This window comes from Bacillus sp. 22-7, assembly GCF_010628845.1.
In the GTDB taxonomy this organism is placed as follows: Bacteria; Bacillota; Bacilli; order Bacillales; family Cytobacillaceae; genus Cytobacillus; species Cytobacillus firmus_B.
Genome location: NZ_NJQY01000042.1, coordinates 1 through 23312, shown reverse-complemented (window position 1 = coordinate 23312; position 23312 = coordinate 1). Strand labels below are relative to the sequence as shown.

The 23312-nt window shown below is 40.6% G+C and carries 24 protein-coding genes and 1 pseudogene; 23 read left to right on the top strand and 2 right to left on the bottom strand.

Going from position 1 to position 23312, the window contains the following annotated elements; translation table 11 throughout:
* The 3 genes and pseudogenes from CE058_RS23395 to CE058_RS23385 all read left to right on the top strand — a co-directional run.
* Nucleotides 1–439 (top strand): annotated as a pseudogene (locus tag CE058_RS23395) (hypothetical protein); the annotation flags it as partial.
* On the top strand, nt 423–1415 hold the full coding sequence (locus tag CE058_RS23390) for a phosphotransferase (RefSeq protein ID WP_163145196.1): 993 nt from the start codon (nt 423–425) through the stop codon (nt 1413–1415). The pseudogene CE058_RS23395 and the gene CE058_RS23390, both read left to right, overlap by 17 nt.
* A 114-nt stretch (nt 1416–1529) precedes the next feature.
* Entirely contained in the window at nt 1530–2264 is a 735-nt protein-coding gene (locus CE058_RS23385; RefSeq protein WP_163145195.1) for a YhcN/YlaJ family sporulation lipoprotein, read from the top strand.
* 198 nt (nt 2265–2462) lie between these two features.
* Here CE058_RS23385 and CE058_RS23380 read toward each other — a convergent pair whose 3' ends face one another.
* Nucleotides 2463–3071, bottom strand: a complete 609-nt coding sequence (locus tag CE058_RS23380; protein WP_242069061.1) for a FadR/GntR family transcriptional regulator — start codon at nt 3069–3071, stop codon at nt 2463–2465.
* A 192-nt stretch (nt 3072–3263) separates the two neighbouring features.
* On the opposite strand from CE058_RS23380, the gene CE058_RS23375 reads away from it, so the two are divergent.
* From CE058_RS23375 to CE058_RS23360, 4 genes are all read left to right on the top strand, one after another.
* The gene (locus tag CE058_RS23375; protein ID WP_163145194.1) at nt 3264–3971 is read left to right on the top strand and encodes a FadR/GntR family transcriptional regulator; all 708 of its coding nucleotides are present in this window, start codon (nt 3264–3266) and stop codon (nt 3969–3971) included.
* Nucleotides 3972–4057: 86 nt separating this feature from the next.
* Nucleotides 4058–4741 (top strand): RraA family protein, encoded by a 684-nt coding sequence (locus CE058_RS23370; RefSeq protein ID WP_163145193.1) that lies wholly within the window; start codon nt 4058–4060, stop codon nt 4739–4741.
* Nucleotides 4734–5804 carry an Ldh family oxidoreductase gene (locus tag CE058_RS23365; protein WP_163145192.1) on the top strand — a complete coding sequence of 357 codons (1071 nt, stop codon included), beginning with the start codon at nt 4734–4736 and terminating at the stop codon, nt 5802–5804. Before CE058_RS23370 ends, CE058_RS23365 begins: the two co-directional genes overlap by 8 nt.
* 26 nt (nt 5805–5830) lie before the next feature.
* Complete coding sequence (locus CE058_RS23360) at nt 5831–6730, top strand: fumarylacetoacetate hydrolase family protein (RefSeq protein ID WP_163145191.1); 900 nt, start codon at nt 5831–5833, stop codon at nt 6728–6730.
* 240 nt (nt 6731–6970) lie between these two features.
* Here CE058_RS23360 and CE058_RS23355 read toward each other — a convergent pair whose 3' ends face one another.
* Nucleotides 6971–8677, bottom strand: a complete 1707-nt coding sequence (locus tag CE058_RS23355; RefSeq protein ID WP_163145190.1) for an IlvD/Edd family dehydratase — start codon at nt 8675–8677, stop codon at nt 6971–6973.
* 327 nt (nt 8678–9004) lie between these two features.
* Between CE058_RS23355 and CE058_RS23350 the strand changes: the two genes are divergently transcribed.
* The 16 genes from CE058_RS23350 to yajC all read left to right on the top strand — a co-directional run bounded on the left by CE058_RS23350 (nt 9005) and on the right by yajC (nt 23129).
* Nucleotides 9005–10261, top strand: a complete 1257-nt coding sequence (locus CE058_RS23350) for a nickel pincer cofactor-dependent isomerase, group 22 (RefSeq protein ID WP_163145189.1) — start codon at nt 9005–9007, stop codon at nt 10259–10261.
* A gap of 16 nt (nt 10262–10277) precedes the next feature.
* On the top strand, nt 10278–10583 hold the full coding sequence (locus CE058_RS23345) for a UxaA family hydrolase (protein WP_163145188.1): 306 nt from the start codon (nt 10278–10280) through the stop codon (nt 10581–10583).
* A complete protein-coding gene (locus CE058_RS23340; RefSeq protein ID WP_163145187.1) occupies nt 10576–11745 on the top strand; it encodes a UxaA family hydrolase in 1170 nt (389 codons plus the stop codon). The genes CE058_RS23345 and CE058_RS23340 overlap by 8 nt, the downstream gene beginning before the upstream one ends.
* Before the next feature lie 123 nt (nt 11746–11868).
* Complete coding sequence (locus CE058_RS23335) at nt 11869–12858, top strand: tripartite tricarboxylate transporter substrate binding protein (protein ID WP_163145186.1); 990 nt, start codon at nt 11869–11871, stop codon at nt 12856–12858.
* Between the two features lie 56 nt (nt 12859–12914).
* Nucleotides 12915–13388, top strand: a complete 474-nt coding sequence (locus CE058_RS23330; protein ID WP_163145185.1) for a tripartite tricarboxylate transporter TctB family protein — start codon at nt 12915–12917, stop codon at nt 13386–13388.
* Between the two features lie 15 nt (nt 13389–13403).
* Nucleotides 13404–14939, top strand: coding sequence for a tripartite tricarboxylate transporter permease (locus CE058_RS23325; protein ID WP_197213298.1), 1536 nt, complete (start codon nt 13404–13406; stop codon nt 14937–14939).
* A gap of 25 nt (nt 14940–14964) precedes the next feature.
* Nucleotides 14965–15951 carry a 2-hydroxyacid dehydrogenase gene (locus CE058_RS23320; RefSeq protein WP_163145184.1) on the top strand — a complete coding sequence of 329 codons (987 nt, stop codon included), beginning with the start codon at nt 14965–14967 and terminating at the stop codon, nt 15949–15951.
* A gap of 34 nt (nt 15952–15985) precedes the next feature.
* Nucleotides 15986–16771 carry an SDR family oxidoreductase gene (locus tag CE058_RS23315; protein ID WP_163145183.1) on the top strand — a complete coding sequence of 262 codons (786 nt, stop codon included), beginning with the start codon at nt 15986–15988 and terminating at the stop codon, nt 16769–16771.
* A gap of 429 nt (nt 16772–17200) precedes the next feature.
* The gene (locus CE058_RS23310; RefSeq protein WP_483297539.1) at nt 17201–17686 is read left to right on the top strand and encodes a BofC C-terminal domain-containing protein; all 486 of its coding nucleotides are present in this window, start codon (nt 17201–17203) and stop codon (nt 17684–17686) included.
* Nucleotides 17687–17923: 237 nt separating this feature from the next.
* A complete protein-coding gene (locus CE058_RS23305) occupies nt 17924–18487 on the top strand; it encodes a tyrosine-type recombinase/integrase (protein ID WP_163145181.1) in 564 nt (187 codons plus the stop codon).
* A 161-nt stretch (nt 18488–18648) separates the two neighbouring features.
* A complete protein-coding gene (gene ruvA / locus CE058_RS23300) occupies nt 18649–19260 on the top strand; it encodes a Holliday junction branch migration protein RuvA (protein WP_163145180.1) in 612 nt (203 codons plus the stop codon).
* Between the two features lie 52 nt (nt 19261–19312).
* Nucleotides 19313–20314: a Holliday junction branch migration DNA helicase RuvB gene (ruvB, locus tag CE058_RS23295; protein WP_163145179.1), complete on the top strand. Its 1002-nt coding sequence runs from the start codon at nt 19313–19315 to the stop codon at nt 20312–20314.
* Nucleotides 20311–20517 (top strand): DUF2905 domain-containing protein, encoded by a 207-nt coding sequence (locus CE058_RS23290; protein ID WP_048011596.1) that lies wholly within the window; start codon nt 20311–20313, stop codon nt 20515–20517. Before ruvB ends, CE058_RS23290 begins: the two co-directional genes overlap by 4 nt.
* A gap of 28 nt (nt 20518–20545) precedes the next feature.
* Nucleotides 20546–21574 (top strand): tRNA preQ1(34) S-adenosylmethionine ribosyltransferase-isomerase QueA, encoded by a 1029-nt coding sequence (gene queA, locus CE058_RS23285; protein ID WP_163145178.1) that lies wholly within the window; start codon nt 20546–20548, stop codon nt 21572–21574.
* 59 nt (nt 21575–21633) lie between these two features.
* A complete protein-coding gene (tgt, locus tag CE058_RS23280; RefSeq protein WP_048011594.1) occupies nt 21634–22773 on the top strand; it encodes a tRNA guanosine(34) transglycosylase Tgt in 1140 nt (379 codons plus the stop codon).
* Nucleotides 22774–22844: 71 nt separating this feature from the next.
* Nucleotides 22845–23129, top strand: a complete 285-nt coding sequence (gene yajC, locus CE058_RS23275; RefSeq protein WP_009333093.1) for a preprotein translocase subunit YajC — start codon at nt 22845–22847, stop codon at nt 23127–23129.
* Nucleotides 23130–23312: the final 183 nt, after the last annotated feature.

Sequence of the window (23312 nt, the reverse complement as noted above, 5' to 3'; positions counted from 1 at the left end):
GATGCCGCAGATGCCGCACCAGATGCCACAGGTGCAGGGAGCAATGATGCCGCAGATGCCGCACCAGATGCCACAGGTGCAGGGAGCAATGATGCCGCAGATGCCGCACCAGATGCCACCGGGTGTGATGGGGGCAGAAGACATGGGAATGCAAATCCCGCATCAGATGCCACAGGTGCAGGGAATGGAAGAATCCCCAGGCATGTCTCAAAAGCCATTAATGCCTGGCTCGGTGATGGGAGCTTCCAATGATTGCGGCTGTGGAGGACCGCAATTTGCTCCTGGAGGCTTCGGACCAGGATTTGGTCCAGGGCAGGGGTATGGACCGGGATTCGGCTATGGACCGGGACCTGGTTTCGGTCAAGGTTTTGGCCCAATGGGCGGAGAGCCTTTCGGAATGCCAAGAAACATAGACGAAAGCAGTGAATACGACGGTTAATAATGGAGGAGACGATTTAGTTCAAAATCGTCTCCTCTCCTATTTGCAGGATCAGCTGCCATTTAAAATTGAAGAATTAAAGCCAATCCGAAAGAAGGTTTATTTACTGAGGACACAGGAAAGATCCTTTATACTAAAAGGGTTTTCATCCTATCACCGTCTAAAGCTTCAGGAAGCATTCACCTCTTCATTAATGAAAGAAGGATTTTCAAAAACATATATCTTTTACGAAGTTGCCAAGGAACCGCCTTTGTTTTTTGACAGGACTTATTACGGCTGTATGGAGTATTTACCGCCTTCGAAAGAAGTTTTTACTTATTACCTGAAGACAGATCGTTTAGAAGGGCTGGAGCTGCTGAAGAAATTCCACGTTACTACAGAGAGGCTGGTCGGCCGCTATCAAACGGTTGTGCCGGCATATAGGCAGGCGGACAAGTGGAGAGAAAGAGCAACCCTTTTCCTTAATAATCTCCCTGTAGTAAGATATTTTGTCCAAAAAGAAATTATTAATGAGCTATTAGCCTGGGCAGATTGGTCCTTAAAAGGCATTGAAGACGAAGCCTGGCTTTTTCAGTCTGGGAAGCAGGTAATTCTGCACGGTGATGTAGCACATCATAATTTTCTCAGAGCAAAAGATCAATCCTTATATTTGCTCGATTTTGACCTGGTAGCAATAGGGGCTCCTCATTCTGATTATCTGCAGTATGCAAATCGCATCCTTCCTTATATGAATTGGTCCTTTGAAGATTTGAGTAAATACCCCATCTTAAAATCCAATCTTGAAGAAAAGGGCTTTCTTCATGCTTTGGCATTTCCTACTGATATATTCAGGGAATGGAATCGTGTAATAAGGGATAGATCGTATCTTGATTCTGTGAAAATTCGTCCTGTTCTGGACTTAACTGTAGGCCAGTTTGCTGAAAGACAGCGTTTTATTAAAGCTCTTAAATATGCTGCCAATGACAAAAACAAATAATGCCCATTAAAAAATTGGACGTAAATGGACAGAATGAAAGCCCCTCTTCGCTCACAAGCTAAATAAGAGCAGAAATGCTCAGGGCTTGTAATATTAGCGAGGGGGGTTTTTCGCTTGCACAAGAAACTGCTTGCAGTGCCGATGGCTGCTATTTTATCAATGGGATTGACAGGATGCGGAACGAACGAAGATGCAGGTGTTAAACGGAACAATGAAATTGGTCAGCCCATGGGGTATTACTCGAATGAGAATCACGGAAACCGCGGCGGCAATGCCCGGGTGGAAGATGGTTCCGATAATGATGGGCCTCTGACAGAAATGATGGATCATACGCTTGGAGGCGAGGGGGAAAACAATCGCCATAACCAAGTAAACAATAATGCCAGAAGAGTCCGGAACGAAAATACCGGAAACCCTACTATTCCTATTGCGGACAGAGATCGCAGCTTTTTCATGAAAGATAATCGTTTTAGCCATAGTGATGCAAATTATCACGGGCATCTCGATGATAATACGCGACAAGCTAAAAATTCCTATTATCAGGCTTATGAAGGTGAGCTTGCTGAAAAAATCGGCGACGTTGCAGCATCTGTTCCAAACGTTGAGGATGTCCGTTCCGTGACCTATGGAAGCAATGTTTTGATTGCTGTGGATTTGGCTGATTACAGCAAGGAGGAAGAGACTAAATCAGCGATTCACGAAGCTGTTCAGCCATATCTGCGTGGAAGATCGACCACTGTTGTTACGGATGAAGGGACATTTAGCCGCTTAAGAAACATTGATAACAATCTTCGCGATGGCGGGCCAAGGGAGCAAATTGACTGGGATTTAAAGAGTCTGTTCCGTTAGTTGATGTCTTTAAAGGGCAAAGTACTGCTTTGCCCTTTTTCAAATTTAATAAAAGTAAGGAGAGTATTTTACATAAAAAGTAATTGTGGTCTTACTCATGCAGCTTTATATTTACATGACACTAAAGCAGAAACCAAACATAATAAAGAAAACACCCTCTCCATGCAGCACACAGCCAGGAAAAAAAGTGTTTTATGGTTATTTAATTAATGTCATAAAGAATTCAGCAATAAGTTGTTTATCTTTCTTATAATAGGCTATTTTCAAGTCATTTATATCTGATGGAACGTTTATGCTGTCGAAGAAATTATTTTCATTCACGACTGAAAATGCAGTATTCCATAAAGCTAAATAATACTCATTTTCAAGCTGTTTCCCCAAAAGATTTATCCAATCAGAAAATTCCATCCAAAAGGATTTATTACTCGTATTTAATTGAATGGATGAAGAATCATTCATTGTCAGAAAAATGATTTTTTCAGCATTTAATAAAGCGATTTCGAAATACTTCTTCAATGTACGATAATCAGCACTCTGCTTTATAAGCCGATATGGAATAATAAATGGAGAAGGAATTGAAACGAATGTGCCTCCGCCCTGGCGTGATTCAAGGTAATTTAACAATTCCAGTATCCGGATGCCTTCCCGAATAGAAGACCTGCTTACCCCGAGAAGTTCACTTAATGTCCTTTCTGGCGGAAGTTTTGCGCCATGGGTCAGCTCTTCTTCTTGTATATAATTTATAATGGAGCGGGTAACTTCTTCGAACATCCTGGGAACTGAACGGATTTGATAATTATTTTCCATTAATATTACCTCTTTTAAAGTCTTTTAATTAAATTCTAACAAAAAGGATAATGAAAGAATAGCAAATTTCTCTTGACTAAAAAGTCTAAATTAACTAAAATTTTAGTTAAGCAACTATTTATCTGATGATTTTGGTCAGACCATAATAAAAAATACCTCAAAGAAAAGACAATAGGAAATGCTGGTGATTATATGGCATTAAAGCCAATAAAGAAAAAAAAACTATTCGAAGAAATAATTAGTGCAATTGAGGAGTATATTCAGGCAGAAGGAATAGCACCTGGTGAAAAACTCCCATCTGAAAATGAACTATCTTCTTTGTTCCAGGTCAGCAAAACAGCAGTAAGAGAGGCTATGAGTGTTTTACAGGCTAATGGGATTATTGAAAAAAGGTCAGGGGCAGGTATTTTCCTGAAAGACCTTATGGGAGAAACCATAGGATTCAGGGTAAGCAACAATCTTCTTAATAAGAAAGAGATTCAGGAAATACTTGAATTTCGGAGGGGAATAGAAACTGAAGCTGTGGCACTTGCTGCAGAAAGGGCCACAGAAAAGGATATGAGAAGAATTGCCCTTGCACACGATAATTTAATAGAAGCCCATAAAGCAGGACGATTAGGTGTAGAAGAGGACTTCCAATTCCATTATTCAATTATTCTGGCATCAAATAATTCTATTTATAAAGAAGTGTTTGAGACAATTGCCGAGAAGTTTGAAGAAGGAATGCGTTTAAGCAAAATGCAGTCTTCCAATGTTCCTGGCCGCTTTGAAGCTGTTTCACAAGAGCATAAGAGTATTTTGGAATCCATTCAAAATAAAAATTCCAAGGATGCAGCAGCGGCTATGAGGAACCACCTTATTCAGAATGAAAGAAAAATCCTGACAAACATAAAAAAGTAGCAAAAAAGAATCGTATTTTCGATTCTTTAAGTATAATGGTCTGACCATAATATTTTATTATTATATTAATAAAAGGAGGCGATAGAATGAGTAATGTAGGTTTTCGAATTAGAAAGGATTTTGAAAGGGCCCCTTCAGAAGTACTAAAAGGGTATGAAGGGATAGCGACACCTAACATAGGGGATGTAATGGGAAGACTAAGTGCAATGGATTACAGGATAAAGCCTGTAAATAAACAAGGTATACACATTGTTGGAAGCGCTTTAACAGTCAGGACACATCCATCAGATAATCTGATGGTACACAAAGCGATGGACCTGGCTAAACCAGGTGATATTATCGTCATAGACGCATGTGGGGATATGGGAAATGCAATTTTGGGAGAATTAATGTGTCATTATGCTAAGGTGAAGGGGATTAAAGGTTATATAGTAGACGGTCCTGTCAGGGATCTAACCGGAATTGCCCAAATGGGTTTCCCTGTCTTTTCGAAAGGGGGATCACCTAGAGGTCCATATAAAGAAGGCCCTGGAGAAATCAATACTACTATTAGCTGTGGAAATGTGCCTGTTTCCCCAGGTGATGTTATAGTCGGAGATGATGACGGAATAATTGTAATTCCTAAACAAGATGCCTCTGCAGTATTGGAAAAAGCAAAAGCCTTAGCGAGTAAAGAGAAGGAAATTATTCAATCCATTTACGATGGTAAATGGGACCGGACATGGGTTGACGAAGTACTGCTGCAGAAAGGCTGTGAGATTATTGATTAACAATACTGAGCGATTTGAAAGGAAAAGGCTTGAGTTATTTATAAAAGAAGTTTTTTTAGGAGCCGGCCTGGATGATGGGCAGGCAGAAGTGATTGCAAGGCATCTTGTGCTGGCCAATTTAAGGGGAGTTGACTCACATGGCATAAGCCGTGTCGAAATATACACAAAGCGATTGGAAAAAGGACTGGTGAACAAGAAATTTAATCCTGTGCACAGCTATGAAACACCTGTTAGTGCTCTTATTGACGCCCAAAACACTTCGGGAATACCTATTGCTACATATGGAATTGAATTAGCAATCAAAAAAGCGAAAAATTCCGGAATTGGCATTGTAGGCATAAATAATTCAAACCATTGTGGCATGCTTGCAGATTATGTAGCAAAAGCGGCAGAAGAAGATTGCATAGCAATTGCTGCAACTAATGCCCCAGCTAATATGCCTCCTTGGGGTGGAAAAGAGAGATTCTTTGGTACAAACCCAATTGCCTACGGAGTTCCAGCAGGAAAAGAAATGGATATCATATTTGATATGGCAACTAGCAAAGTGGCACGAGGAAAAATTATATTAGCACAAAAAAATAAACAGAAAATTCCTCTTGGATGGGCTCTTTCACCTGCAGGAGCACCTACAGAGGATCCAGAAGAAGCCTTAGATGGAGTTGTACTGCCTGTTGGAGGACATAAAGGATACGGGATTGCCTTTTTAGTTGAAACTCTATCTGCATTATTTACCGGTGCAGCGTTTGGCCCTTATATCGGGGACCTATATAAGGATATGGAAAATGCACAAAATACTGGTCAATTTTTTTTAGTAATGCGTGCAGATTTATTTCAGCCGCTGGAGATTTTTAAAAAGAGAGTGGATCAAATGATTGGAGAAATTCGAACACTGCCTTTAATGGAAGGAGCAGATAAAATCTTTCTGCCTGGCGAAATGGAAATAAAAAAATTAGAAGACCGTACAAAAAATGGCATCCCTATATCTAAAGAAGTCATCAGCGAACTATTAAGGGTTGCCAATCATTATAAAATCAGAACAGAAATTTTTAATAGCTTAGTATAAAAAATAAACATAGAGGAGAGATTTTAATGCGCTTAGCAACTATTCAAATCAACGGTAAGGAACAGACTGCAGTTATTACAAAAAATGGGGCAATTCCAATTGAGTCAATTAACAAAAATTACAATCAAAACTTTGAAATTGATTTTTTAAATATTCTATCAAATGGTCAATTAGAAGATTTGAAATTATGGGTTGAGACAAATTCTCAGGAGTTAGATGCTTCTGAACTGGCGGTTAAGAACAATGAATTAAAATATAGCCCTTTGTACAGACATCCACGTAAAATCTGGGGAATAGGTTTAAACTATGCTGAACACGCATCTGATTTAAGTGAAAAAGCCCCTAACACAGAACCTGCCAGCTTCATGAAGCCTGATACATCTATTATAGGTCCGGATGATACCATTTCCATTCCCTTGCAATCCGAAAGAACTACTGCTGAAGCAGAACTAGGCATAATTATTGGAAAAGAATGCAAGAATGTTGCGGAAAAGGATGCACCTTCAGTTGTGGCAGGTTTTACCACAATTATCGATATGACAGCTGAAGATATTCTGCAGCGAAATCCACGGTACTTAACTCGTTCAAAGAGTTTTGATTCATTTTTTAGCTTTGGCCCTCAATTTGTATCAACAGATGAAGTTGAGAATGTGTTGGAGCTTAATGTTTCAACTGTTATTAATGGGAAAATTCACCGAAAAAACACAGTAGCAAATATGACTTTCCGTCCATGGGACTTAGTATCATTTCATTCCAAGGTTATGACTCTTCTCCCTGGAGATATTATCTCCACTGGTACACCTGGTGCGGTAGTTATTCGGAATGGAGATATCGTTGAGTGTCATATTGACGGATTTGAACCTCTTGTTAATCCTGTTAAGGACTTGAAAGTTAAAAGCAAAACGGAAGAACAACAATTTGCCTAAGGATATAAGTTATTGGGCACTGTAAATTACTTTATAAAAGGCGCACAGTTCCTATTGTGCGCCTTTTCTCATATACATTATTAAAGGGACGAAAAGCCCCTTAGGAGTGTTTACAAACCCCATTTTCACAAAAACATTGAAACCTATGGCGAAAATCCTCATATGTTTGTGGTCCCAGAAAAAGGGGCTGTCGAATATGTCGGCAGCCTGAAAATTCCCCTGTATTTAATGATTTGTAATCTATTTTTCTGTTTTTTCTTTAACTGGTGCAAGCAGGAAATCGAAGTCACAGCCCTTGTCAGCCTGAAGAACATGCTGCTGAAACAATCTTGTATAGCCCCTCTCATGATATATGGGGGGAACCCAATCAGCTTTCCGTCTTTCAAGTTCCTTTTCAGATACAAGCAATTCCAATTTTCTCTCTTCTACATCCAATTCTATAATATCCCCCGTTTTTACAAGGCCGATTGGTCCACCGACAGCAGCTTCAGGGGCTGCATGAAGTATGACAGTTCCAAATGCTGTGCCGCTCATACGGGCATCCGAAATTCTGACCATGTCTCTAATTCCCTGTTTTAAAAGCTTTTGGGGTATGGGAAGCATTCCGGCTTCCGGCATACCAGGAGCACCAACAGGACCGGTATTCTGAAGGACAAGAATATCAGTAGCCTGTATATCAAGCTCAGGATCATCAATTTTATTTTCCATATCTTTCACTGATTTGAATACTACCGCTTTTCCACGATGCTTTAGTAATGATTTGGAAGCAGCTTTTGGTTTAATGACTGCCCCGTTTGGTGCTATATTCCCCTTTAAAATGGCTATACCGCCGTCTTTATGTAGTGGTTTTTCAAAAGGTACAATAATATGCCGGTATACTTCCGACACAGTTACATCTTTTAAATTTTCTTTTAGTGTTGCACCTGTAACTGTCATTTCCTCAAGTTGCAGCAGGGACTCTATCTCTTTTAATACTGCGGGGGTTCCTCCTGCTTTATAGAAATCCTCCATTTGATATTGACCGGCTGGCCGAAGGTTGGCAATTAACGGTGTAGTCATGCTGATTTCATCAAATAAATGGAGCGGCAATTCTATGCCAAGTCTTCCCGCAATTGCAATTAAATGAATAACAGCATTTGTTGATCCTCCTACAGCCATTAGGGCTCGGATCGAATTCTCAAGTGAATTGCGTGTAATGATCTGGGACGGTGTAATATTTTTCTCAGTTAATTCAACAATTTTCCTGCCGGTTTCAATTGCATGTTTTAGACGGCGGTTTTCTGTAGCTGGGATAGCTGCACCCCCTGGAAGCATCATCCCCATCGCCTCCGCGCACACAGCCATTGTACTTGCGCTTCCCATAACCATACAATGACCTGCAGTTGGAGCCAATGCAGCATTAATTTCTTCTATTTCTTTCTCTCCCACACTGCCGCTCCGATATTCTTGCCAAAAGTACCGGCAATCTGAACAGGCTCCCAGGGTTCTGCCTTCATACTCGCCATTATTCATGGGTCCCCCGGTAATCATAATAGAAGGAATATCAGCACTTGCGGCACCCATCAGCTGAGAGGGAGTAACTTTATCACATCCCCCAATTAAAACAACACCATCAATCGGCTGAGCCCGAATCATCTCTTCGGTATCCATTGCAGCAAGGTTTCTATATAGCATTGTGGTTGGGCTTGTATTAATTTCACCGAGAGAAATAGTAGGAAAATCCAAAGGAATACCGCCGGCCATTAATACCCCTTTTTTTATCGCCTCAATTAGCGGCTCTATATGTGAGTGGCAGCGGTTGATTTCACTTTTGGTATTGCAGATCCCGATGACTGGCTTGTTAAAATCTTCAGGATCAAAACCAAGGTGGCGGTTAAACGCCTGTCGGATAAAACGGCTGAAGCCAGGATCTCCATAGGAGGTAAGTTTTTTATTATTGGTTGACAAAATAATCGCTCCTTTTCAAATTTTTAATTTAATATTATGGTATGACCATATTATTCATTATTTAAATTATATTATCATATGTATTAGTAGAATTGAATAATTTTTCTGAAAATTAATGATAATAACTTCTTTATAAACCTAAAAGTGAAGGATAAGACAAAACGATTGAGAAAAAACCAAAATAACGTTGACAAAATTTTCAGATTTATTTAAACTAGCAATAAATAAAGCTAAATTTTAGATAAAGATCCTTTTGTTATCAATAAAATGGTCTGACCATATTAAATTACTAATATATTGAAGAAAAATACCTTAGGAGGGGAATAATTGATTGAGTTGATAGAAATACATCAAAAATTCACAGATTCAAAGCTTCAGAGAATTGAAGAAGCGGTTTCTGCAGAAATCGAAAAGCATTTACTCACCAGCGATCTTCCCAAGAATGCCCAGGTGGCAATTACTGCCGGCAGCAGAGGAATTTCTAATATTGTGATCATTTTACGGACTATCGTAAAAACATTAAAAGCAAAAGGGTTAGTGCCTTTTTTGGTACCTGCGATGGGCAGCCATGGAGGGGCTACTGCAGAAGGGCAAATTGAGGTATTGCACCATCTTGGTATTACCGAAGAATCTGTGGGCGCTCCTATAATATCTTCTATGGAAGTTGAACACATTGGGGATACAGTGGAAGGTACTCCGGTATATATGGATCGCCATGCCTATTCTGCAGACGGGATTATTGTAGTAAACAGGGTAAAGGCCCACACTGCCTTCCGCGGGAGAGTAGAAAGCGGTTTGAGCAAAATGATTGCAATTGGCTTGGGCAAGATAAAAGGAGCTGCTTTTATTCACAGGGATGGTGCTATGAAAATGGCCAGCAATATTGAAAGTGTCTCCCGGGTTGCTCTTGAGAAAAGTCCAATTCTTTTTGGGTTAGCCATTGTTGAAAATGGATTTGATGAAACTGCTTTAATAGAAGGAATAGAAAAAAAAGAATGGCATAAAAAGGAAGCTGGACTTCTGAAAAAATCAAAATTAATGATGCCTAGCCTTCCTGTCGAAAGTGCAGATTTGCTGATCATTGAGGAAATGGGGAAGTGTTTTAGCGGAACGGGAATGGATCCGAATATTATAGGCCGGTGGCGCATTTCAGGAGTGGAGGAACCGGAAAGTCCCCGGATTAATCGTATCGTTGTCCTGGACCTGGCCGAGAAATCATTTGGAAATGCACAAGGAATCGGGCTTGCTGATTTTACTACCGATCGCTTATTTAATAAAATCGATCGGAAATCGACCTACACAAATGCTCTAACCAGTACATATTTGCAGAGAGCTATGCTGCCTTTAATCTATCAATCTGAGAAAGATGCAATTGAAACAGCTTTGCAAAGCCTGGGACCCGTGATTGAAAAATCTGCACTGAAAATTATCCAGATACCGAACACTCTGCACTTAGGAAAGGTTTTAGTTTCTAATCCAGTAATAAACGAATTAGAACAATCTGGAAATGCTTGTGAAAAGGGCATTATTTCTGCTTTGGAATTTAATGAGAAAGGTGACCTTATAAGAAAAATTACTGAATGATAAAAGGAGGAAATTAATGAAGTCATTAGCAGCAAAACAAAAATCAGCACTGGTTATTGATTCAAAAGACAATGTAGCTGTAGCTCTAACTGATTTGATAAAAGAGGATATATGTTCAGTTAGGATAGGTGAAAACGCAATCATAATTGAGGTTTTGGAAGATATCCCTTTTGGACATAAAATTGCCGTTAAAGATCTGGATGCTGATGAAGAGGTGTTGAAGTATGGCGAGGAAATAGGAAGAATGCACGCTCCTATAAAAAAAGGCGGATGGGTACACAACCATAATATGTTTTGTGAAAGGGGGAAAAAAAGTGGCTGATACATTTTGGGGATACAGCAGAAAAAGCGGAAAAGTAGGGATTAGGAACCAAATCGCTATTATTCCATCTGTATTTTGCTCAGCAAAGGTAGCCGAAAGAATTGCATACCAAGTGCCTGGAACCGTCTATTTTCGCCATCCTGTTGGGTGCAGCCAAGTAGGTGAAGACCTGGAGGTAACGGCAAAAACGTTAATAGCCATTGGCAATAACCCTAATTTTGCAGGTGTAGTAGTAGTTGGTCTTGGATGTGAGCGTTTTTCGCCTTATGAATTGGCAGAAGGTATTGCTCCTTCCCAAAAAATGCTTGAAACAGTTGTTATTCAAAAAGAAGGGGACAGCATTGCTGCCATCCAAAAAGGGGTCAAGGCTGCAAGAGAAATGGTACAAATGGCTTCTAGGCAAAGCCGGGAGGAATTCCCTGTAAGTGAATTAATGATTGGTTTGAATTGCGGAGGATCTGATATGACTTCAGGTTTAATAGCTAATCCGGCTCTCGGTTATGCCTCAGACAAGCTTGTAGCTCAGGGAGGGTCTTCTATCCTAAGTGAAATAACAGAATTAATTGGAACGGAAGAAATTCTCGCAAGAAGAGCAATAAATAATGAAGTAGCAGAGTTGATTCGCAAAACCATTGATCGTACTGAAGAAAAGCTAAGGAAACAGACCCAGCAATCAAGCAATCAGGAGAGAACTCATTTAATCTCAAAAGGCAACTATGATGGCGGTTTATCAAGTGTTGTAGAAAAATCACTCGGGAGCATGAAGAAATCTGGAAATGCACCTTTTAGCGGGGTCATATCTTATGGGCATCAGCCAAATAAAAAAGGATTATTTCTGTTGGATTCACCTGGCCATGACGGTGAGGTTTCTACCGGTGAAGCCGCTGCGGGGGCGCACATGATTCTTTTTCCAACTGGACGGGGCACTCCAACAGGGTTCCCTGGAGTACCTGTCATTAAGATTACAGGAAACCCGAAAACCTATGAAAAAATGAAGGAGAATATCGATATTAATGCCGGAACTGTTTTGGAGGGAAGGAAAACTCTGGAACGGGCAGGTGAGGAAATCTATCAGGAAATAATAGAAGTTGCTTCAGGCAAGCAGGTCAAAGCTGAAGTTTTAGGGCATGATGAACAATTCTGTGTGACAAGGCTGCCTTAGAAGCTTAGTCAATTTTATGTAAGCGCTTCACACCGCAATGCTAAATTGAAAGGAGGGAAAGGACAGTTAATCTTTAGCACGAAATCATTAATAAATTATTTTAAAAATCAAGGGGGAATAAAAATGAAGAAGGCTTTTTCTGTGATAATTGGACTTGTACTTTTAATTGCTTTAGCCGGCTGCAGCGGAAAGACATCAGGTGATACAGGAGGTTCATCCAAAGGGGCTGATTACCCTAAGAAGAATATTAATGTAATCGTTGCATATGAAGCCGGAGGAGGAACTGATGTTGGAGCAAGAATCCTTATTCCCTATGTTGAAAAAGAACTTGGAGTAACTATGAATATACTTAATAAGCCAGGCGGCGGAGGCTGGGTCGGCTGGGGTGAATTGGCAAATGCGAAGCCCGACGGCTATACCATTGGTTATATAAACACACCAAACCTAATGACAGGATACTTAGATCCCAAATTAAACCGTAAGCAAAATCTAGAAAGCTTTGAACCTATTGCAAACCATGTGATTGACCCGGGTGCCATTGCAATCCGGACAGATGAAGACCGTTTTACAAATATTGAGGAACTAATTGAATATGCAAAGAATAACGAACTTACTGCGACATCTACTGGTGTTGGAAGTGATGATCATTATGCATCATTAAAAATCAATGATAAGTACGGAACGAAATTCAAGCCTGTTCATAATAAGGGGGCAGCTGACAGCCGTGCTTCAGTACTTGGAGGGCATGTGGATGTTTTATTTGCTAATGTTGGAGAACTGGCAAGCCTCCACAAAGATGGTGAAATAAAAATCATAGGGGTAATGGGGGAAGAAAAGTCACCATTCCTTCCGGAAGTTCCAACTTTATTAGAGAAAGGCTATGAAGTTACTTCATGGTCTGCAAGAGGATTAGCAGCTCCTGCCGGAATAGACCCTGAAATCCTTGAAGTGCTGAGAGCAGCATTTGAGAAGGGCATAAAAAATGAAGAACAAATAGAAAAAATGGGAGATATGGGATTACAGGTTGATTACAGTGATGGTGATGAGTACAAACAGCTGTTAAAAGATGATGAAGATGGTGTAAAAGCATTAAGTGATTTAATGGGCTGGTAAATAATATGGGCAGCCGGGATTAGCTCCCGGCCTGTCTTGAAAGGGGAGCAGTATTCATGAGGAAAAAGATTCATCAGGACATTTATATCAGTCTTGTAATGTTTATTATATCTGTCTTACTTTATATTCAAACTTTTAAAATGATAGAAGAAGCAGCGTTATTCCCAAGAATACTTCTATTACTGTTTGCCGCTTTTGGAGTTTTTATTTTAATTGGCGGAATAAAAAAAACCAAGGCTTTACGCAATGGGCAAGCAGAAACCTATGAAGGCGATGAAGAAGCGCTTGATTTGCGCATTTTGAAAGCTCCGATTACTACATTGATAATTGTGGGTATTTATGTATTTCTAATGAATTTCATTGGATTTTTCCCGGCAACAATATTGTTTATGGCATCCTTTTTAGCATATATGAAAGTGAAAAGCTGGAAGGGATATGTTTTTACAATTGGCGGATTAAATCTATTTGTGTATTTGGTGTTTGTAATCCAGTTAAATGTACAGCTGCCTGCAGGAATTTTCTTTGAATAAGGGGGTGCGGTAACTATGAATGCAGATATTATGAGTCAAGTCCTGCAAAATTTAATATCATTTGAGGTGATGGCTGCTCTCATTATGGGAGTTGTCGGTGGCATCGTTATCGGTGCGCTGCCCGGTCTTAGTGCCACAATGGCAGTAGCATTATTAATTCCGATTACTTTTGCAATGTCACCTGTTGCCGGCTTAACAATGCTTACAGCGATCTATACTGCTGCGATGTATGGCGGATCGATTTCAGCCATTTTAATTCATACTCCAGGTACTCCGGCATCTGCTGCAACCAGTTTGGATGGATACCAAATGACTAAAAAGGGAAAGGGAGCAAAAGCTATTGGCATATCTACCATTTCTTCTATGATTGGCGGATTTATAAGTGCACTTGCTCTTCTTTTTTTAGCGCCGCCTCTCTCAAAAATTTCCTTAGCCTTTAGTGCTCCTGAATATTTTTTAATTGCGGTTTTTGGTTTGACCATCATTGGCGGACTTGCTGCAAAATCTATGGTGAAAGGCTTAACAGCTGGTGTAATTGGACTTCTTATAGGGTCTGTTGGAGTGGATATTCTAACAGGTTATCCCAGATTTACATTTGGCAGTGTCACGCTGGAATCGGGAGTTGCTCTTGTGCCAGCTATGATTGGTCTTTTTTCACTCTCACAAGTCATGATCCAAGCTGAAAAGAGAGGTAAGGGAAAACAGCAAAAAATATCTAAGGATGCATTATCGGGAAGTGTAATCCCTACAAAAAAAGAGTTCAAGAGTATATTTGTCACGATCATTCGTTCATCAGGACTCGGAACCTTTGTCGGGATGCTGCCGGGTGCTGGGGGAGATATCGGTTCTTGGGTAGCTTATAATGAAGCGAAGCGTTTCTCTAAAGATAAGGATAAATTCGGAAAAGGTTGTATAGAAGGGGTGGCAGCACCTGAAGCAGCAAATAATGCTGTAACCGGCGGAGCGTTAATACCGCTTATGACTCTTGGGATCCCTGGCAGTGCAACAACAGCTGTTCTTTTAGGCGGTTTAATGATACAAGGACTTGTTCCCGGTCACGAACTTTTTACAACCCATGCTGGCGTAACATATTCAGTTATTTTTGGATTTATTATAGCAAATGTTTTATTAGGTATTGTTGGATTGGCTGGTGCCAGGTTTTTTGTGAAGGTATCAAGTGTCCCTGAAAATATCTTAGGAGCAGTAATAATTGGGCTTTGTGCAGTTGGATCTTACGCTATCAATAATAATATTTTTGACGTATGGATCATGGTGGTATTTGGTGTAATCGGTTACTTTATGAGGAAAACAGGTTTTCACCCAGCACCTGTTGTTCTAGGCATGATCCTTGGGCCAATTGCTGAAAATGGAATGCGGCAATCCATGTTGATGGCAAAAGGCGACCTGCTTGCCTATTACATGGGACGGCCTATTTGTTTGGTTTTAATCCTCCTTATTATCCTGACACTCTTATCTCCTGTTTATATGAATTGGAGAAAAAAGAAAGGCACTCGAAACACTGATAATGATGGCAAAATAGAAGCCATCTAACTAATTGTGAAGGGGTCTGACCAAAGTGAATAAAAGAATAATTTATTTTGATAGAGTATTTGATGACTTCAAAAAAATCCTTATTGAACACAAGCCTGTGGAATTCGATTTGCTTTTCTGGCATGAAATGAATCATAGTGAACGTGAGAAAATACTTCCTGAGGCTGATTATTTGCTTGTTGCGACAGAGAAAATAGGTGATGAGGTGTTTTCAAAAGCAACAAAAGCCAGGTTTCTGCAGAAAACTGGGATTGGTGTAGATAACATTGATTTATCAGCAGCCAATACACACGGGCTACCTGTCTCCAATACTCCAGGAGCAAACGCAACGGGTGTAGCGGAACTGACGGTTTTGCTAATATTAGCACTCTATCGGAAATTGCCAATTCTTAATAAGGAAACCAAAAATGGAAAGTGGCTAATGTGGGAATTTCGGCCGTCTTCTTTTGAGATGGAAGGAAAAACACATGGATTTATAGGGTTTGGCAATATTGGCCGTGAAACGGCAAAAAGGTCTAAGGCATTTGGTACAAACATTATTTACTATGATAAATATCGTGTATCCGAAGATCAGGAAAAAGAACTGGATGCTCAATATTTATCACTAGAAGAAGTGCTTAAAAATTCTGATATTATTAGTCTTCATATTCCGCTTATGCCTGAAACAGAGGGGCTTATTGGCGAATATGAATTAAACCTTATGAAAAAAAATGCAGTTCTCATTAATGTATCGAGGGGAGGGATTGTTCAGGAGGATGCTTTATATCATACACTTTGTGATGGCACTATCGCAGGAGCTGGAGTTGATGTGTGGGCAAGCGAACCTGTCAGCCCGGAACACCCTCTGCTCACATTGGATAATGTAATTGCTTCCCCGCATATCGGAGCAGGAACACGTGATACTCTAAATAGAGTCCTTAAAATGGCCTTTCAAAATATAAAGAGGGTTAATGATGGAGAAAAGCCGGAATATGTGGTTAATAATGGTGCCCTGAAAGAATTAAAGCTATAAAAATAAACAAATTCAAAGCAGAGGGGATTTTATTATGGATTTTGGATTAGAGGGTAAAACAGCATTGGTTATTGCATCAAGTCAGGGGCTTGGAAAAGCTATTGCAGCTCAGTTAGTAAATGAAGGTGCCAACGTAATGCTGACAAGCCGTGATGAAGAAAAACTGCTTAAAGTAAAAGAACAGCTCCAGCAAGAGGGTAAAGGGAATGTGTCATTTTTCCGATGCGACATCACTAAGCCAGGGGACATCAAGGCGCTAGTACAGAAGACAAGAGATGACTTTGGGGGAATTGATATATTAATTAACAATGCCGGGGGACCTCCAGGGGGGACATTTGATGCATTTGATGACGAGGATTGGCAGAAAGCCTTTGAGTTGAATCTATTAAGTTATATTCGGTTAATCAGAGAGGTTCTCCCTGACTTGAAAAAAGCAGGAGGCAGAATTATTAATATCGCATCTTCATCAATTAAACAGCCGATTCCAGGACTCATCTTGTCAAACACATTTCGCCTGGGGGTGGTAGGATTGGCAAAGAGCCTTGCTGAGGAACTGGCCCCTTATAATATTCTTGTAAATACAGTAGCGCCAGGAAGGGTAGCTACTGACAGAGTCGCGTTCCTGGATCAATTAAAAGCAGATAAACAGGGGGTGTCAAAGGAAGAAGTAGAGAAAGCATCCAAAAAGCAAATCCCGCTGGGAAGATACGGAGATCCAGAAGAGTTTGCGAAAGTAGTGACATTTTTAGCTTCTGATGCAAGCTCTTATGTAACGGGAAGTTCATTGCTGGTAGATGGCGGCATGGTGAAATCAATATAATTGATGAAATCTGAACAAATGAAACAGTATGGCCAATACGTACGATAGGCAAATAAAAAGATTCGAGACTGGTATGATACTGGGCTTATGTCTTTTAATTTGCCTTTTTTGGCTTTTAAAGAATTCACTTTGATTTTCGTTCAAAATATTAATGATTTCCTCTCCATGCGATTTACTTAATCGACATGCTGTAATGAATCATTTGACGGTGCAAGCCTTGCTGCAAGATAAAATTTCATCGAAGCTAAACTATACATTAGGGATGAATATGGAAATATTGGTCATAATAACATTAGGAATTATAGTAATGATTAATAATCAATGCTTCAAGTTATAAATTAGAGGTGATCGATATTGAAATCCATATGGGGCATTCTTATTATTGCAGTTGCTTCTTTGTTTTTCTCTTTTAGTGCAGACGCAAGCAGCATTATAAATGAAAAGAGCAACTCTGTTCATGAAGTGGAATCTAACAGAGAGGAAAAAAACATTGAAGGTCCGCTTATGATAAAGGTCATTTTGGAGAGAGAATATCTGGATGGGGAAGTGAGCCAGGAAACGATAGAGGAAACCATATGGACTCTTGAAGATTTCTGGGCTAAATATGAACAATGGCAGCTTGTTGATATGGATATAGATTATATGGTATTTCGCAGGAAAATGGATGATATTTCACCGTTATTAAAAGCAAATGGTTATTTCGGTGTAACGGAGGACGGAACCCTTACCATTTTTAATGGAAAGCCGCAAAAAACGAATATTATTCAGTCGTTCTTTCAAATCGATTTAGGAAAATTAGAAAGCACAAAATGTGAAGAATTAAAAAAAGGAATACCTATTGTTTCGAAGGATCGATATGTGGAAGTTCTGGAAACCTTTAAAAGCTATACTGCCGGTGAAAAGCAGGAGAATTGAAAAAGCAGTGAAACATGCAAGGGAATGTGCTTCTCTTGCATGTTTCTGTTTTTAAAACAGTAAGATATTCTTATTTTTAAATATTGAAAACTGTCTAGCTCCAGTCCATTCCTTCTCAAGTTATCAAGGGTGAACAAGGCGTTTTTTCTTTTCTTAAAAACTGCATCCAATCATTGTAATGTTACTTATTTTTTGATAGCTTATACTTATGTAACATTAGTTGCAGGAGGGAATCTTGTGGAATATGTTGATCCTATTAAGGACATCAAAAGTATAAATAAAATTAAAGAGATATTAAGGCAGCAGTCACAGCGCGATCTTTTGCTTTTTGTATTAGGGATTAATACGGGCATAAGGGTCAGTGATTTGCTATCTCTGAAAATCAGTGATGTTTGGGATGGGACGGAGATAAAAGAGTTTATTTATTTAACAAATATAAATAGCAATGAGAATAAAGCATTTTACTTAAATAATAGCGTGAAAAAAGAACTGAAAAAGTATTTTACTCAGCATGATTTCTCTGAATGTGATTATCTCTTCAAATCGAAAAAGAACAACCAGCCCATTACCCGTCAGCAAGCTTACCGGATCATTAATAATGCTGCAAAAGAAGCTGGAATTTCAGGGAGGATCGGCACACATACACTTCGAAAAACATTTGGCTATCATGCATATAGAAAAGGGATTGCTATTTCTATCATTATGTCCATCTATAATCACCATTCTTCCGCTGAAACTTTGCGTTATCTCGGTATTGAAAGAGGCGGGAAGCAATTGGTAAAAGTCGATGTTAATCTATAGAATGAGTTCAATGCATTGGCTGAAAATAGAGCGTCGTGTGTATCATATGGATTTAGGCCAACAGGTAATGTATCTATCCCCAGCCTGTTCAGCATATTATTCTTCGTGCCAAAATAGTTTATGGTACAATGAGGTACAGTTGAATCAGAGGAGAGAAAGCATTGTTTGAATTTGTAAGAGGCAGGCTCGATTATATTGGACCTGAATATGTAGTTGTTGAAAACAATGGAATTGGATACCAGATATTAACGCCTAATCCATTTAGCTATACACCGGAGTTCGGGCAGGAAGTCAGGATATTCACGTATCATTATGTACGGGAAGATATCATGGCATTGTACGGCTTTCAGACTCGTGAGGAGAAGACGCTGTTTACCAGACTGCTCAATGTTACCGGCATTGGGCCGAAAGGAGCTCTTGCGATTCTTGCTTCTGGTGAACCTGAACAGGTAGTGCAGGCGATTGAAAATGAAGATGAAGCATTCCTCGTTAAGTTTCCTGGAGTCGGAAAGAAAACAGCCAGACAAATGATTCTTGATCTGAAAGGGAAGCTTCCGGATATTGTCCCTGACTTTTTCCCTAATCTGTTTTCAGCGGAAAAACTTCAGGCTGAGAGCGGGCCTGCGGGAGATTTTGAAGAAGCCTTGCTTGCATTAAAAGCACTGGGCTACTCGGATAAGGAACTGAAAAAGATTACACCGGAGTTGAAAAAGGAAAAGCTGACAACGGACCAATACATAAAGAAGGCCCTGCAAAAGCTTTTAAAATTATAATTTATTGGAAAAGGCCGTTTCGTTTTATGCTGAATTAAGAAGGTGATTAAGTATGGAAGAGCGGATAATATCCGGTGAGGCTGATCTTCAGGATATTTCATTTGAACAGAGTCTGCGCCCGCAGACATTAAAGCAGTATATTGGTCAGGATAAAGTAAAGGAGAACCTCGAGATCTTTATTAAAGCCGCTAGAATTCGCGAGGAGACCTTGGATCATGTCCTTCTATATGGGCCGCCGGGTTTGGGTAAGACCACTTTGGCTGCTATTATTGCCAATGAAATGGGTGTAAATATCAGAACTACTGCAGGCCCTGCAATTGAAAGGCCAGGTGATTTGGCGGCGATCCTGACTGCATTGGAACCGGGTGACGTCCTGTTTATTGATGAAATTCATCGCTTGCCGCGGTCTATAGAAGAAGTTCTTTACCCCGCTATGGAAGACTTCTGTCTGGATATTGTTATCGGCAAAGGGCCAAGTGCGAGATCAGTAAGGCTGGACTTGCCCCCTTTTACACTGGTTGGCGCGACAACAAGGGCAGGGTCGCTATCGGCTCCGTTAAGAGACCGGTTTGGCGTGCTAAGCAGGCTTGAATACTACACAGAAGAGCAGCTGACGAGTATTGTTGTGCGTACAGCTGAGGTGCTGGATACAGGCATAGATCAAAAAGCAGCCATTGAAGTGGCGAGAAGGTCAAGAGGCACACCCAGAATTGCAAACAGGCTCCTCCGGAGAGTCAGGGATTTTGCCCAGGTCAAAGCAGATGGCCAAATTGATGAAACACTGGCCAAGGAGGCTCTTGAGCTTTTGCAGGTTGACCGTTTAGGCCTTGATCATATTGACCATAAATTATTAAGAGGGATAATCGAAAAATTCCGCGGCGGACCTGTAGGCCTTGAAACCATTGCAGCGACCATTGGGGAAGAAGCGCATACGATTGAAGATGTTTATGAACCCTATTTGTTGCAGATTGGGTTTCTTCAGCGGACACCAAGAGGAAGAATTGTAACAGACCTGGTGTACCGCCATTTTCAAATGGAGGTGCCTGCTGATTGAGCGGCATATCAAAGTGGCTGATGGTCATTGGTGCGATCATTTTTGCCATAGGATTTATAAGCCAGTTTATTAATATTGGCAAGCTGCCTGGAGATATAGTGATCAGGAAAGGCAATACGACTTTTTATTTTCCAGTCGTTACGTCGATTTTGCTGAGCATTATTCTATCTGCCATCTTTTATTTTATTGGCAGGTTCCGGTAGTCTATATGAATAACAGAAGGGTGACATCATGAAAGTAGATTGGTTTGATTTTCATTTGCCTGAAGAATTAATTGCACAGACGCCTTTGGCTGATCGGACTAGCAGCAGGCTGATGATCCTTGATAAAAAAACCGGGGATATTCAGCATAGTGTTTTTAAAAATATTAAGAATTACCTTCAAGCAGGAGATTGTCTTGTATTAAATGACACAAAGGTTCTTCCTGCGAGGCTGTTTGGAGAAAAGACGGGCACTGGTGCGAAAATAGAGGTGCTTCTTCTCAAACAGCTTGAAGGGGATTCCTGGGAAACACTGGTTAAACCAGCCAAAAGAGTAAAAGAAGGAACTGTGATAACTTTTGGAGACGGCAAATTGACAGCTGTCTGCACTGGGACCTCAGAACATGGCGGCAGGGTACTTGAGTTCAGGTACGACGGGATATTCTATGAGGTGCTTGAACAATTGGGAGAAATGCCTTTGCCTCCTTATATTAAAGAGCAGCTTGATGATCGGGACCGTTATCAGACGGTGTTTGCCCGTGAGCGCGGTTCTGCTGCAGCTCCGACAGCAGGATTGCATTTTACTGAACAGCTTCTTGAAGAAATAAGAGAAATGGGTGTGCATATTGCTTTTATTACTCTGCATGTCGGTCTTGGAACCTTCAGGCCTGTTAGTGTGGAGGATTTAAATGAGCATGAAATGCATGCTGAATTTTACCAGGTAACTGAAGGAACTGCACGGCTTTTAAATGAAGTGCGTGAACAGGGAGGAAGAATCATCAGTGTGGGGACTACTTCCACGAGGACTTTAGAAACCATTGCTTCTGCGCATAATGGCCGTTTTGAGGAAGCAAGCGGCTGGACTGATATTTTCATTTACCCTGGCTATGATTTTAAAGCGATTGATGGCATGATTACGAATTTTCACCTGCCTAAATCAACTTTAATTATGCTTGTGAGTGCACTGGCAGGCCGTGAGAACGTTCTGAATGCCTATAATCAGGCAGTTGAAGAGCGTTACCGGTTCTTCAGCTTTGGAGATGCTATGCTCATTTTGTAATATTATTTTGCCTTTCCCTGGAGGAATAATGTGCTTTTAAATGGAAGGAGAACTGCAACTTGACTGCAATTCGTTATGAATTAATAAAAACATGTAAGCAAACAGGTGCCCGTCTGGGACGGGTACATACGCCGCATGGTTCTTTTGAAACCCCTGTGTTCATGCCCGTTGGAACACTCGCTACAGTAAAAACCATGTCCCCGGAAGAATTGGTGGAAATGGGAGCGGGCATCATTCTGAGCAATACTTATCATCTCTGGCTCCGGCCGGGTCAGGAAATCGTGGAAGAAGCGGGCGGCCTGCATAAATTTATGAATTGGGACAGGGCCATTCTGACAGATTCCGGCGGATTTCAGGTGTTCAGCCTTAGCGAATTCCGCAAAATTGAAGAAGAAGGCGTTCATTTCAGGAACCATTTGAATGGTGATAAACTGTTTTTATCTCCTGAAAAAGCAATGGATATTCAAAATTCGCTTGGATCTGATATTATGATGGCATTTGATGAGTGCCCGCCTTATCCAGCTTCTTTTGAATATATGAAGAAGTCAGTTGAAAGGACTTCCCGATGGGCTGAACGCTGCTTAAAAGCTCACAAGCGCCCGAATGATCAGGGGCTCTTTGGTATTATACAGGGCGGGGAATATGAGGAGCTGCGCAAACAGAGCGCGAGAGACTTAACATCTCTTGATTTCCCGGGGTATGCTGTGGGCGGATTATCGGTAGGCGAGCCGAAGGATGTAATGAACCGCGTGCTTGAATTTACAACTCCGCTAATGCCGTCTGATAAGCCAAGATACCTTATGGGAGTGGGATCCCCGGATTCTTTGATTGATGGTTCGATCAGAGGAATCGATATGTTTGACTGTGTTCTTCCTACCAGGATTGCGAGGAACGGAACATTGATGACAAGTAATGGCCGGCTGGTTGTTAAAAATGCAAAATTTGCAAGAGATTTTGGCCCTATAGACGAGAATTGCGATTGCTACACATGCCGAAACTACAGCCGTGCTTACATCAGGCATTTGATCCGCTGTGATGAAACATTTGGAATCAGGCTTACAACTTACCATAATCTTTATTTTCTGTTAAAATTAATGGAGCAGGTAAGACAGGCTATTAGGGAAGATCGCTTGGGAGACTTTAGAGAAGAGTTTTTCGAAAGGTATGGATTTAATAAGCCTAACGCGAAGAACTTTTAATCATAAAAAATTGAGTTCATTTTAGGGGCTTTTTCCTTTAATCGGGCTGATCTTTGAAAGGGGGGAAAACTATGGAGCTTTTAGGAACATTAGGACCATTATTGCTGATGTTTGTTTTATTCTATTTCCTGTTAATTCGTCCGCAGCAGAAACGCCAAAAGGCAGTTCAGCAAATGCAGAGTGATTTGAAAAAGGGAGATAAGGTTGTTACAATCGGCGGCCTTCATGGATTCGTTGATGCTATCGACGAAGACAAAGTGGTTATTAAATGTGGTGACGGAAGCCGTCTTACATACGATCGTGCAGCGATCCGCGAAGTAACGCAGGCAACTGGCGATGCATTAGCAAAATCTTAATATCAAAAAAGAAGGTCCTGAGCTGCAGGACCTTCTTTTTTATCGCAGTCTAACGGGCAGTAAGACCCCCACTTCAAGACTCAGAAATCCAAGGAGGATAAGCGGGGGTCAAACTGCCCGTAAAGGCCCGATTGGTGAGATACAGTGAAACTTGCCGACGCGCAGGCAGAGGCTTAGTTGAAC